The following is a 12,439-nucleotide window of genomic DNA, read 5'->3' on the forward strand; positions in this document are numbered from 1 at the left end:
AGAAATGAGGCTTTTCACAATTGGTGATTCCATGATAGCCATGAATCCTAGTAATAAAGGACCTTTGAAATTTAATCATACATTCCAAAGAACAATTGGAGGCGCGGAATTAAATGTAGCAATTGGTGCGAGTAGGTTAGGGTTAGAAACAACTTTTTATTCAAAAGTTGGTAAAGATGAATTTGGTCAACATATTATCAATAATTTACGTGGAGAAGGTATTGATACAGATCATATCGAACAAGTATCAGGAAAAAACACGTCCGTTTATTTTAAACAAATAAATGCAGATGGAAGCGGTGCTTCATTTTATTATCGAGACAATGCACCCATTAAAGACTTAACAGAAGATGATGTCGCACATATTAACTTTGATGATATTGATTATTTCCACGTCAGTGGTGTGTTTGTCGCATTATTGCACCATAAAATTGAACTGATTCAAAAAATGATGAAAAAAGCGCAAAAAGCAAATACAACTGTAACTTTAGATCCTAATATTAGACTAAAAACTTGGACTAAAGAGACAGCAAGTGAAAGTCTAGGCGCATTATTACCTTATACAGATATTCTGTTAACAAGCGATGAAGAACTAGAAATCCTTAAAATAGCGACACCATTTGAAAATATTGAAGATTTATTAAAAGAACAAGACTTACAAGAAATTATTATCAAACGTGGACATTTACCGACACAATATGTAAGCAATGAAGAACATTTTGAAACAGAAGTCTTTCCAGTTAGTCCAATCGATACAGTAGGCGCTGGAGATGGCTTTTCAAGTGGATACTTGTTCGCTTTAAGTAAAGGATATAAAGCAAAAGAACGCGTAAGATTCGCAAATGCAGTTGGTGGAATGGTTACAGAAGTAATAGGCGATAACGAAGGATTGCCATATTTAGAACAAGTAGAAAGTTTCTTGAGTGGTAAAGAACTTATAAATAGATAGAAAAGAGTGTGTATACATGAAAGCAGCTAGAGTAATCGGAAAAAATGAACTTGTTGTAGAAACGTTAGATAAACCTAAGATAAACGAAGAACAAAATATTTTAGTAAAAACTAAAAAGGTTGGCATATGCGGTTCAGATAGACATATTTTACATGGAACTAACCCATTAGCAACTATTCCTAGAGTGGTTGGACATGAAGTAGTAGGCGTTGTAGACGAGGTTTATGGAGAGTCTGAATTACAAGTAGGCGATCACGTTGTCGTTGAACCTATTAGACCTTGTGGAGAATGTTATGCATGTAAGCAAGACAGACCAAATGTATGTGAGAATTTAGTCGTCTTTGGTGTTCATGAAGATGGTGGTATGAGAGAGTACTTCGCAATTAATGAGAAGCAACTTCATAAAGTCAATAAAGATATTCCTTTTGAAATGAGTGTTCTGATTGAACCACTTACAATTGGTGCTCAAGCAACTAGTAGAGGGAATCTTCAAGATGGAGATACTCTACTTATACAGGGTGCAGGTCCTATTGGATTATGCATATTACGATACGCTAAGTTGAAAGATGTGAAAGTAATCATTTCAGATCTAGATCAATCAAGATTGGATTATGCAAAACAACAAGGTGCAGATATTACTATTAATGTGGCTCAGAAAGATTTACTTGAAGAAGTTAGATCCATCACGAATGGAGAAGGCGTCAATGTGTCGATAGATGCAGTTTGTATGCCTCAAACATTTGAAACAAGTGTTCAAGTAACATCTGCAGCAGGAAGAGTGGTCGTATTAGGATTTGATGAAAGACCAGCTAACATTTCACAAATGCCTATACAAAAAATGAACTGACAATCGTTGGTTCAAGATTACAAACTTATAAATTTGCAGAGGTAATAGAGAATATTGAAAAAGGTAAGTTTGATGATTTTGATTTAGTCACACATCAATTTGAATTAAATGAAGCAAAAGAAGCATTTCAATATATAGATGAACATCCAGAACAAGTTAAGAAGGCTATTATTAATTTCAATTAGGAGATGGATAAAATGGAAATGACATTTCGTTGGTACGGAAGAAACAATGACACAATTACATTAGAAGATATTAAACAAATACCTAATACAACTGGGATTGTATGGGCACTTCATGAAAAGCCAGTTGGTGCTGTTTGGGAAAAAGAAGAGATTAAAGATGAAGTTGAATATATTGAATCACATGGATTTAATGCAAAAGTTGTTGAAAGTGTAAATGTTCATGAATCAATTAAATTAGGTAACAGTGAACGCGATGAATTAATTGAAAACTATAAACAGACAATTGAGAATTTAGCTGAATATGGTGTGGAAGTTATTTGTTATAACTTCATGCCAATATTTGATTGGACTAGAACAGATATGTTCCATCCATTAGAAGATGGTTCTACAGCACTATACTTTGATTATGAAAAAGTTAAAAATCTAGATCCGAAAGAATTAATAGAAACTGTTTCAAGTGCGAGTAAAAATTTAACAATGCCAGGTTGGGAACCAGAAAAATTAGATCAAATTTCAGAACTATTTGAAGCATATAAAGATATAGATGAAGAAAAATTATGGGAAAACTTTGCATACTTTATAAACGCAATCATTCCAACTGCAGAACGTTGCGGTATTAAAATGGCAATTCACCCAGATGATCCACCATATTCTATTTTCAACTTACCAAGAATTATAACTGGCGCAGATAGCTACGAAAGAATGTTTGAAATCAATAATAGTCCAAATAATGCGATTACGTTATGTACGGGCTCTATGGGTGCTTCTAAAGATAATGATATGGCAGAAATTGCTTTGAAATACCATGAGCACGCACCATTTATGCATATTAGAAATGTTCATATCTATGAAAATGGCAGTTTTGTTGAAACTTCTCATTTTACAGAAGACGGTAATATTGATATTGCACAAATTATGAAACATTTATCAGATGCAGATTATAAAGGGTATATTCGACCAGATCATGGCAGACATTTATGGAATGAAGAATGTCGTCCAGGATACGGATTATATGATAGAGCATTAGGTATTATGTACTTAAATGGATTGTGGGATGCATATCAACTTGAAAAGGAGTCTGGTAAAAATGTTTAGTAAACATGAAAGTTTAAAAGATAAAGTTGTTGTAATTACAGGTGGAAGCGGTGTGCTTTGTAGAACAATTGCGAAAGAATTAGGCAAACAAGGCATGCAAATCGCCATTTTAAATCGTACTTATGATAAAGGTGCAGAAGTTGTTAAAGAAATAGAAGCTGAAGGTGGTATTGCTCGTAACTATTCAGTTGATGTGACAAATGAAGAATCGCTTACAAAAGCTAAAGATGAAATTTTAGAAGCATTTGGAAAAATTGACTATTTAATTAATGGTGCAGGTGGTAATAACCCTGACGCTATTACAGATTCAGAATCATATAATGCTGAAGATAAAAAGAACTTTTTCGATTTAGAACAAAGTGGATTTGAACATGTATTTAATAATAATTTTATTGGTTCATTTGTTGCTGCTAAAGTATTCGGTAAAGAATTACTGAAGTCAGAGCATGCCAGTATTATTAATTTTTCTTCTATGAGCAGTTATGCACCAATGACTAAAGTCCCAGCATATAGTGCAGCAAAAGCTGCCATTAATAATTTTACTCAGTGGTTGGCAGTTTATTTTGCAGAGGAAGATATTAGAGTCAATGCGATAGCACCAGGATTTTTCTTAACAGAACAAAATAGAGACTTATTATTAAATGAAGACGGAAGTCTGACGGCACGTTCAGAAAAAATATTAAGCCAAACCCCACTTGGAGAATTTGGAAAACCAGAAGCACTTATCGGTACGATTTTATGGTTATTAGATAAAGAATATTCATCATTTGTAAATGGCATTACTGTACCAGTTGATGGCGGTTTTATGGCATACTCAGGCGTTTAATAAAAATATAAAGGGGATTGAAGCATGGGGAAAATAGGTAGAAATGGCAAGATTATTTTAATATTTCTATTTTTAGCGGGTGTTATCAATTATTTAGATCGTTCTGCACTTTCAGTAGCAGCACCATTTATACAAGAGGATTTAAAATTAACACCAGGTCAAATGGGTATTATTTTTAGTAGTTTTTCAATTGGTTATGCAATTTTCAACTTTGTCGGTGGTGTAGCTTCTGATAAATTTGGTGCAAAAATCACATTGTTTGTTGCAATGATTGTTTGGTCACTATTTAGTGGTGCGATCGTTTTAGTAGTCGGATTTGTAAGTTTATTTATTGTTCGAATATTGTTTGGAATGGGTGAAGGTCCATTAAGTGCAACGATTAATAAGATGGTCAATAACTGGTATCCGCCTTCAAAACGTGCAACAGCTGTAGGACTAGCAAACAGTGGTACACCTCTTGGTGGTGCTATTTCAGGTCCGATAGTTGGATATATCGCTTTACATTTAGGTTGGAGAGTATCTTTCGTAGCTATTATGGTCATTGGTTTAATTTGGGCTATATCTTGGTGGTTCTTTGCGAAAGAAAAACCAGATTATATTGAAGAAACTAAAATTGATGAAAAAGCAGATATAGCACCAGTTACTACATTTAAATTAGGATACTACTTAAAGAATCCAACTGTGCTCTTTACAGCATTTGCTTTCTTTGCTTATAACTATATTTTATTCTTCTTCTTAACATGGTTCCCAAGTTATTTAGTTGATGCTCGAAACTTAAGTATAGAAAACATGAGTTTAATTACTGTCATACCGTGGGTTTTAGGATTTTTAGGGTTAGCAATGAGTGGTATAGTATCAGACTTTGTTTATAAACATACTGTTCAAAAAGGTGTGCTTTTCTCTAGAAAAGTTGTTCTAGTTGTTTGTTTATTCCTTTCAGCTGTGTGTATCGGTATTTCGGGAATAGTCACAACAACTGCGGGTGCTGTAACGTTAGTTGTCTTATCTGTTTTATTCTTATATTTGACAGGCGCAATTTATTGGGCGATTGTACAAGACGTTGTAGATAGTAATAATGTTGGATCTGTTGGTGGTTTTATGCATTTATTAGCCAATACAGCGGGTATAATTGGTCCAACTATTACAGGTTATATTATTCAAACAACAGGAACATACACAGCTGCCTTTCTACTTGCAGGTGGATTAGCAGTGATAGCTTCTATCGCCGTTATATTCTTTGTTAAACCAATTGTAAAACCTGAAAGCGTATAAAATCGAGTAAAGGATGGGTGAAATAATGGAAGGATTACATCAAATTATTTCTTCTGTGAAAAAAGATGAATTACCTGAATCAGAAATCATAAAAGTATATGAAAAATCTCTATTCAAAGAAAAAAATACAAGTATTATCATGATTAAAGCTGAAAACGAAAAGTATTTATTAGCAGTTGGTAATGATCATTTATTTCAAGATCTTAATGGTGAAGAATATGGTAATGATGCAAAATTGTGCTCATTAACTCATGAAAATAGATTAGCGTTAAATCAATATTTTGAATTTACAAAACCGCGAGCATTTGGTCAGAATGAAACAACGATAGGTTTAGGTGATAGATTAGGTCTTGCGACACCTGGCCATGTTGAAGCAGTACGAACTTCTAAAATGAGACCTGTTTTTGCACAACAAAGTATTCGAGAATTAGATTTAACAAATCGAAAAATGGAAGATGTTATCGACTCAGCAGCTTACAGTGTTATACAAGCAGGTTATACAGATGGTTACGGTGCAGATGGTGATCATCTTAAAGAAGAAAGCGATATTAAACATGAATTAGAGCTCGGTATTTCGATGTTAACTTTAGATTGTTCTGATTACATTAGAAATGATGTTGATTTAGACAATCATGATGAAGTAGAAGCTGCCTATCAACCGTTTAATCAAGAGATAAAGCAATACTATGAAGATAAGTACTTAGGTAAGTCTTATCAAATCGAACATAATGATTTGGTGTTTGATAAACATGAACTTATGAAAGTTGTTGTCGTTTATCATAAAGCAATCGAATACATGGTTTATATATACAAAACTTACATCGAGCCTTTAGATAGAGATATTGATTTTGAAATTTCTATTGATGAAACAATGACTATTACAACACCTTTTGATCACTTTTTCGTATCAAAGGAATTATATGATCAAGACGTGCAAGTGACGAGTTTAGCACCAAGGTTTTGTGGAGAATTTCAAAAAGGTATAGATTATATTGGTGATATTGCTCAGTTTGAACAAGAACTTGAAGTACATGCTAATATTGCAGATTATTTTAAATATAAATTAAGCATTCACTCAGGTAGTGATAAATTCTCAGTATTTCCTTTAATAAGTGAAAAGACGCATAAACGTTTCCATCTAAAAACAGCAGGTACAAACTGGTTAGAAGCTGTGCGCTTAATAGCCATACATGAACCAAAACTATATCGAAATATACATCAATATGCTTTGGATCATTTTGCAGAAACGCAAAAATATTATCACATCACGCCTAATATTGAAGATATAAAGCCAATTGAGCAATTAACTGAATCACAATATAAATCTTATTTAGAAGATGATAATGCAAGACAACTTCTACATGTCTCATATGGATTATTGCTGACAGTTAAAAATGATAATGGTCACTATATTTTTAAAGATGATATATATGCCATTTTAGAAAAATATGAAGATGAATATGCTGAATTACTTAAAAATCATATTGGTAAACATTTGGAACTATTGAACTTTAATTCAAAATAAAAATGAAAGAAAGTGTATAATATGAAATCAATTGTTTGTGAAGAACCTGGGAAAATGAGTATTCAAGAAACTAAAGAACAAAGCTTCATAGAAGATGACCATATATTAATTAATGTAAAACATATTGGAATATGTGGAACAGATATTCATGCCTATGGTGGCAATCAGCCATTTTTTGAATATCCTAGAATATTAGGACATGAATTGTCAGGGATCGTTAAAGAGATTGGAAAAAATGTTGAAGATATTTCGATAGACGATAAAGTTACGATCATACCTTATGTCCATTGTGGAAAATGTTTAGCTTGTCGTAATAATAAGACGAATTGTTGCCAGAACATAGAAGTAATCGGTGTACATAGAGATGGGGGGTATGACAGAATATTTATCAGTTCCAGCTCAAAATTTGATTAAAGTTAACGATTTACCGATTCATATGTCTGCTATGATTGAACCTTTAAGCATTGGTGCACATGGTGTTAATAGAGCAGATGTTCAATCAGGTGAAACAGTATTGGTTGTTGGAGCTGGTCCAATCGGTTTAGGCGTTGCTCGTTTCTCTAAATTAAAAGGTGCAAAGGTTATTGTAGTTGATCTTAGTGCTGAAAGATTAGAATTTTGTAAAGAATGGTCTGAGTGTGATGAAACGATAGTAGTTAGTCCTTCCATTATTGACGACATACTTTCAGTAAATGATAATGAATATCCAACAATTGTGTTTGATGCAACTGGGAATAAGAAGTCTATGGAACAAGCATTTAATTACGTTAATCATGGCGGTAAAATAGTCTACGTCGGTTTAGTTAAAGACACTATTGAATTTGTAGACCCAGAATTTCATGCTAAAGAAATAACACTTATGGGAAGTAGAAATGCGACATTAGATGATTTCGAATTTGTAATTGAGCAAATTCGACAAGGTAAAATACAAGAAAGCTATTTTTCTAAGCATATTAAATTCGAAGATGTCCCAGAATTTTTTAAGCAAGGGAAGTTTCAAACGAATAAAACACTTATAGAACTTTAATTTCAAACTCATTTTAGCAATTTTGCTAAAGTGAGTTTTTTTTGTGCGCAATTTTAATTGGTATGCAGACTTTTTACAAATGTAGAAGTGTAAAAGAGGTTAATTCATTACTTTAGTAACGCGATAGTTTATAATGAATGATATTTTAATGTCTATTGTAATGGACAAACAAAAGTAAAACGCTTACATATATTTGTTTTATGATAAAGCTACAGGGAGGTTGTAAAAGTCATGGAAGGTGATAATCAAGAGAAGTTAATTCATTACTTATTAAATGCGCATTCGTTTGTCGATTCGAATCGATTGGCTAAACATCTAGATGTTTCTACTAAAACGATTTATCGACTTGTTAAACGTATAAATGATTATTATAAAGAGCCTCTTATTATATCTCAAAAAGGTAAGGGCTATCGTATTGATGATAAAGAATATATTGAACAGCATGAAACGGGGCAACTTCATCAAAATGATTTGTTTTCTCCTATTGAAAGACGAAATATGATGACTAAAGATTTATTGTTAATCTCCCCTAAGTCGATATCTATCTTTAATATTATCGAACGTTATTATATTTCTGAAAGTGTACTAAATACAGATGAGAGAAAAATAGAAGAGATGTTAAAACGTTTTAATTTAAATTTAGAAAGAAAGAATCGTCATTTATCTATAAATGGTGATGAGAGTGATATTCGAAATGCATTGTTAGAACTCATTGGAGATGGGCAACTGTCTAATTTCTCTGCATATAATGTTATTGATCAAACTGAAGATAAAGATGCACATTTTGTCCAAGAACAAATAAATAAGATTGAGAGTTATAAAGATATGATTATTCCTTATCCTTATAATGTAAACATTTTCTCTCATTTATATATCTTAATCATGCGCTTTAGAAAAAGAGGTGTAATCAAACAAGACAAAGATAGAAAGACACCAGAATTGATAAAGTTAAAAAATGAGTATCAATCATTTTATAGAATGAGTGACATGGTAATTGGAAATGTTGAACAATATCTTCATACTCAATTACCTGAAAATGAACGAATTTATTTGTTTGAATATCTTATTTCTTCAAGATTTGAAACGCAAAATGTTCAGCATAATCAAGAAGACATGCAATATTCACAAGAAGTCATCGACATAACAAATGCATTGATAGACGGTGCGAGTCAGGAATTAAATCATTCATTTAAAAATATTGATTTAGAGCAGCAACTTCTTAAACATATTAAACCGATGCTTAAACGAATTGAACATGGGTTAAATGTCAGAAATGCTTTAATAGAACAAATTAAAATTGAATATCCACATGTATTTACAGTTATTCGACAAATTTCAGATCAAATTTCTGAAACATATCATATTAAAAAAATGAATGACGATGAAATAGGCTTTTTAACATTGTATTTTGCGAAAGAACTTGAAAGAAACCCGAAGAAAATTCAAACATTGATTACTTGTACAACAGGCATAGGTACTTCTGAATTATTGAAAACAAAAATAGACAGAAATGTACCTGAAATTGAGATTGTAGATGTTAAATCTTCTTTTGATTTACAAGAAGATGACTTGCATAAAATAGATTTGATTATTTCAACTGTTCATATACCTGAAGTAAAGCAAATTCCAATCGTAGTCATCAGCGCAATGTTTAATAAGAATGATCAAATTAAATTGCGAAAAATGATAGAAATGTTAGGTGATAACAATGAATAAATCGCTATTTTATGAAATTAAAACAACTAACGCAATATATCAAGATGTCATAGAAGAAGTAGGTAGTCAGTTAAAGAAAAATCAATACATTCAGTCTGAAAGTATTTTTATTGAAGAAGTACATGAGAGAGAACAACATGGGAATATTGAAATTTTTCCAGAAGTGATTTTACCGCACATTCAAAGTGAGCACATTTTAAAGACTAAAATATTTTTAATAAAAAATGAGACAGATTGTATCCACTGGCATGACCAGTCATTGAAATTGATTATTTTGCTAAATCTTAAACCACAAGAAGATCAAGCAGTATTGCAAGACATTCAAGCATTTATGAGAAATTTAGCAGACGAAGACTTTGTAGAATCATTAATATAATTGGAGGAATGAAAGATGAATATCGTGAGTATTTGTGCTTGTACAGTAGGTATTGCACACACATATATCGCAGCTGAAAAGTTAGAAAAGGCAGCTGAAAAGAAAGGTCATAGTATCAAAATTGAAACGCAAGGGACAATTGGTGTAGAAAATGAATTGTCACCTGAAGATATTAAACAAGCTGATATCGTGTTGCTTGCTGTAGATGTAAAGGTGAGTAATAAAGAAAGATTTGAAGGTAAAAAAGTTATCGAAATACCGACAGATGTTGCAATAAAATCTCCAAATAAATTAATAGAAAAAATCGAACAAATTTCACAACAATAAAGGAGATGCCATATGAATTTAATAGATGTATTAGATGAGAACACAATCTTAACAGAACTTGAGACAAATAATAGAGAAGAAACTTTAGAAACACTCGTTCATTTATTTGATAGAGAACAATATATAGACAATTCAGAAGCGTTTTTAGAAGCGGTTTATAAAAGAGAGTCAGAAGGCGTAACAGGTATAGGTAACTTTGTGGCGATTCCACACGGGAAAAGTAGTAGCGTTAACAAAGTGGGTATTGCAATTGGCGTCTTAAAAGATGAAGTAGAGTGGCCATCTTTAGATGATAAAGGTGCGAAAGTCGTTATATTACTTGCAGTTGGTGAAGATAGCGACAATTCTAAAGAACATTTGAAACTCTTATCATTAATCGCAAGAAAGTTGAGTAATGATGAAGTGATTGAGCAATTACTAAATTCTAAAAATAAAACAGAAGTTGTAGCAATTTTATCTAACTAACAAAGGGGGAGATAACGTGAAAACATTTTTTAATCAGTTGAATTTAAAAGGTCATTTACTTACGGCAATATCTTATTTAATTCCAGTTGTATGTGGAGCGGGATTCATGATCGCAATTGGGATGGCGTTAGGTGGAGATTCATCAACAGATTTGACGAAGACTGGCTATTCATTCTGGGATGTACTCGCAACACTTGGTGGTGCTGGACTGGGTATGTTACCAGTCGTTATTGCAACAGGTATAGCTTATTCAATTGCTGATAAACCGGGTATAGCACCTGGCCTCGTTATTGGTTTAACAGCTAATGCAGTTGGATCAGGTTTTATCGGAGGATTAATAGGTGGCTTCTTGGCAGGTTATCTTGTTGTATTAATTATTAAATATATCAAAATGCCAAATTGAGCAAAAGGGTTAATGCCGATGCTTGTGATTCCGTTTATAGCTTCACTTGTAGGTGGGCTCATTATGGTATATGTAATCGGAGCGCCAATTACACAATTCACGCATATTTTAACTGAGTATTTACAATCTCTAAGTGGTACTTCTAAATTAATTTACGGCATTATCATCGGTGTATTAGCAAGTGTCGATTATGGTGGTCCAATTAAGAAGACAGTATTTGCATTTGTATTAACTTTACAAGCACAAGGTATTCATGAACCTATAACAGCATTGATTGTCGTTAACACAGCTACGCCAATTGGATTCGCATTTGCATATTGGATTGGAAGATTAATGCGTAAAAATATTTATAAAAAAGTAGAAGTAGAAACATTAAAAACAGCATTTCCAATGGGGATTATTGAAATAGTAGAAGGCGTCTTACCGATTGTTTTAAATGACATTATTAGATGTGTTATTGCAACAGGAATCGGTGGTGCAGTAGGTGGCGCGATTTCAATGGTGATGAACGCTGACTCGAAAGTACCGTTTGGTGGCATGTTAGCAATTCCAACAATGTCTCAACCATTAGGTTTCGTCATCGCTATCGTAGCAAATGTTATTGTTACAGCTCTAGTACTTGTACTACTTAAGAAACCTGTAAATGAATCAGAAGAAATGGTCGATGAAATTGAAGAAGATGACATAGAATTAGGAGATATTAAAGTATACTAATGGAGGTTTAACACATGGAGAATGTAAAGTTTTCACCATCATTAATGACGATGGACTTAGATAAATTTAGCGAGCAGATTACATTTTTGAATCAGCACGTAGAATCTTATCATATAGATATTATGGACGGTCATTATGTCCCGAATATTACACTTTCACCTTGGTTTATTGAACAAGTTAAGAAAATTTCTGACGTACCAATTTCTGCGCATTTAATGGTCACGGAGCCTTCATTTTGGGTGGATGAATTATTAAAAGTAGATACAGATTATATATGTATACATGCAGAAGTCGTCAATGGTGTCGCTTACCGATTGATTCATAAGATTCATGATCAAGGTAAAAAAGTAGGGATCGTATTAAATCCAGAAACACCCATTGAAGTGATTAAACCATATATTCAATATTTAGATAAGATCACAATTATGACCGTTGACCCAGGGTTTGCTGGAGAAAAATTTATCGATGAAACATTAGATAAAATAGTAGAATTAAGAAAGTTAAGAGATGAACATCAATACAAATATTTAATTGAAATGGATGGTTCTTCAAATAAGAAGACATTTAGTAAAATTCAAAAAGCCAATCCAGATATTTATATATTGGGAAGAAGCGGGCTATTCGGTTTAGATGAACGTATTGACGAAGCATGGCACAAAATGATAGCAGACTTTAATAATGCATTAACTGAAGTATAACTAATAATACCGCC

At 32.6% G+C, this 12,439-nt stretch carries 14 protein-coding genes and 1 pseudogene; all 15 read left to right on the forward strand.

Going from position 1 to position 12,439, the window contains the following annotated elements:
• The first annotated feature begins 4 nt into the window (after positions 1-4).
• Positions 5-949, forward strand: a complete 945-nt coding sequence (locus MUA60_RS02205; RefSeq protein WP_262649454.1) for a sugar kinase — start codon at positions 5-7, stop codon at positions 947-949.
• A 16-nt stretch (positions 950-965) separates the two neighbouring features.
• Positions 966-1,981, forward strand: a pseudogene (locus MUA60_RS02210) (zinc-binding alcohol dehydrogenase family protein).
• A gap of 12 nt (positions 1,982-1,993) precedes the next feature.
• Positions 1,994-3,076 (forward strand): mannonate dehydratase, encoded by a 1,083-nt coding sequence (gene uxuA / locus MUA60_RS02215; protein WP_049319508.1) that lies wholly within the window; start codon positions 1,994-1,996, stop codon positions 3,074-3,076.
• Positions 3,069-3,902, forward strand: a complete 834-nt coding sequence (locus MUA60_RS02220) for an SDR family oxidoreductase (RefSeq protein ID WP_049319509.1) — start codon at positions 3,069-3,071, stop codon at positions 3,900-3,902. The genes uxuA and MUA60_RS02220 overlap by 8 nt, the downstream gene beginning before the upstream one ends.
• A 24-nt stretch (positions 3,903-3,926) precedes the next feature.
• On the forward strand, positions 3,927-5,174 hold the full coding sequence (locus MUA60_RS02225) for an MFS transporter (protein WP_262649457.1): 1,248 nt from the start codon (positions 3,927-3,929) through the stop codon (positions 5,172-5,174).
• 25 nt (positions 5,175-5,199) lie between these two features.
• On the forward strand, positions 5,200-6,699 hold the full coding sequence (locus MUA60_RS02230; RefSeq protein WP_262649458.1) for a tagaturonate epimerase family protein: 1,500 nt from the start codon (positions 5,200-5,202) through the stop codon (positions 6,697-6,699).
• 21 nt (positions 6,700-6,720) lie between these two features.
• Positions 6,721-7,113, forward strand: a complete 393-nt coding sequence (locus tag MUA60_RS02235; protein ID WP_262649459.1) for an alcohol dehydrogenase catalytic domain-containing protein — start codon at positions 6,721-6,723, stop codon at positions 7,111-7,113.
• Positions 7,073-7,726: a zinc-binding dehydrogenase gene (locus tag MUA60_RS02240; RefSeq protein ID WP_262649460.1), complete on the forward strand. Its 654-nt coding sequence runs from the start codon at positions 7,073-7,075 to the stop codon at positions 7,724-7,726. Before MUA60_RS02235 ends, MUA60_RS02240 begins: the two co-directional genes overlap by 41 nt.
• A gap of 231 nt (positions 7,727-7,957) precedes the next feature.
• Positions 7,958-9,442: a BglG family transcription antiterminator gene (locus MUA60_RS02245; RefSeq protein ID WP_164961123.1), complete on the forward strand. Its 1,485-nt coding sequence runs from the start codon at positions 7,958-7,960 to the stop codon at positions 9,440-9,442.
• Positions 9,435-9,818: a PTS sugar transporter subunit IIA gene (locus MUA60_RS02250; RefSeq protein ID WP_262649461.1), complete on the forward strand. Its 384-nt coding sequence runs from the start codon at positions 9,435-9,437 to the stop codon at positions 9,816-9,818. The genes MUA60_RS02245 and MUA60_RS02250 overlap by 8 nt, the downstream gene beginning before the upstream one ends.
• Positions 9,819-9,833: 15 nt before the next feature.
• Positions 9,834-10,145 carry a PTS fructose transporter subunit IIB gene (locus tag MUA60_RS02255; RefSeq protein ID WP_164961121.1) on the forward strand — a complete coding sequence of 104 codons (312 nt, stop codon included), beginning with the start codon at positions 9,834-9,836 and terminating at the stop codon, positions 10,143-10,145.
• 12 nt (positions 10,146-10,157) lie between these two features.
• On the forward strand, positions 10,158-10,610 hold the full coding sequence (locus tag MUA60_RS02260) for a PTS sugar transporter subunit IIA (protein ID WP_164961120.1): 453 nt from the start codon (positions 10,158-10,160) through the stop codon (positions 10,608-10,610).
• Positions 10,611-10,626: 16 nt separating this feature from the next.
• Positions 10,627-11,013, forward strand: a complete 387-nt coding sequence (locus MUA60_RS02265) for a PTS transporter subunit EIIC (protein ID WP_234513704.1) — start codon at positions 10,627-10,629, stop codon at positions 11,011-11,013.
• Between the two features lie 63 nt (positions 11,014-11,076).
• Entirely contained in the window at positions 11,077-11,727 is a 651-nt protein-coding gene (locus MUA60_RS02270; RefSeq protein WP_262649462.1) for a hypothetical protein, read from the forward strand.
• 14 nt (positions 11,728-11,741) lie between these two features.
• Positions 11,742-12,425 carry a D-allulose 6-phosphate 3-epimerase gene (gene alsE / locus MUA60_RS02275; RefSeq protein WP_049319517.1) on the forward strand — a complete coding sequence of 228 codons (684 nt, stop codon included), beginning with the start codon at positions 11,742-11,744 and terminating at the stop codon, positions 12,423-12,425.
• Positions 12,426-12,439 lie beyond the last annotated feature (14 nt).

The organism is Mammaliicoccus sciuri, assembly GCF_025561425.1.
Taxonomy (GTDB): domain Bacteria; phylum Bacillota; class Bacilli; order Staphylococcales; family Staphylococcaceae; genus Mammaliicoccus; species Mammaliicoccus sciuri_A.

What these genes read in the sequence shown, in the direction of transcription:
- MUA60_RS02270 (WP_262649462.1), top strand. Translation starts at nt 11,077, where the DNA reads ATGGTATATGTAATCGGAGCGCCAATTACACAATTCACGCATATTTTA.
- MUA60_RS02245 (WP_164961123.1), top strand. Translation starts at nt 7,958, where the DNA reads ATGGAAGGTGATAATCAAGAGAAGTTAATTCATTACTTATTAAATGCG.
- MUA60_RS02250 (WP_262649461.1), top strand. Translation starts at nt 9,435, where the DNA reads ATGAATAAATCGCTATTTTATGAAATTAAAACAACTAACGCAATATAT.
- MUA60_RS02240 (WP_262649460.1), top strand. Translation starts at nt 7,073, where the DNA reads ATGACAGAATATTTATCAGTTCCAGCTCAAAATTTGATTAAAGTTAAC.
- MUA60_RS02255 (WP_164961121.1), top strand. Translation starts at nt 9,834, where the DNA reads ATGAATATCGTGAGTATTTGTGCTTGTACAGTAGGTATTGCACACACA.
- MUA60_RS02230 (WP_262649458.1), top strand. Translation starts at nt 5,200, where the DNA reads ATGGAAGGATTACATCAAATTATTTCTTCTGTGAAAAAAGATGAATTA.
- MUA60_RS02260 (WP_164961120.1), top strand. Translation starts at nt 10,158, where the DNA reads ATGAATTTAATAGATGTATTAGATGAGAACACAATCTTAACAGAACTT.
- MUA60_RS02205 (WP_262649454.1), top strand. Translation starts at nt 5, where the DNA reads ATGAGGCTTTTCACAATTGGTGATTCCATGATAGCCATGAATCCTAGT.
- alsE (WP_049319517.1), top strand. Translation starts at nt 11,742, where the DNA reads ATGGAGAATGTAAAGTTTTCACCATCATTAATGACGATGGACTTAGAT.
- MUA60_RS02225 (WP_262649457.1), top strand. Translation starts at nt 3,927, where the DNA reads ATGGGGAAAATAGGTAGAAATGGCAAGATTATTTTAATATTTCTATTT.
- uxuA (WP_049319508.1), top strand. Translation starts at nt 1,994, where the DNA reads ATGGAAATGACATTTCGTTGGTACGGAAGAAACAATGACACAATTACA.
- MUA60_RS02235 (WP_262649459.1), top strand. Translation starts at nt 6,721, where the DNA reads ATGAAATCAATTGTTTGTGAAGAACCTGGGAAAATGAGTATTCAAGAA.
- MUA60_RS02220 (WP_049319509.1), top strand. Translation starts at nt 3,069, where the DNA reads ATGTTTAGTAAACATGAAAGTTTAAAAGATAAAGTTGTTGTAATTACA.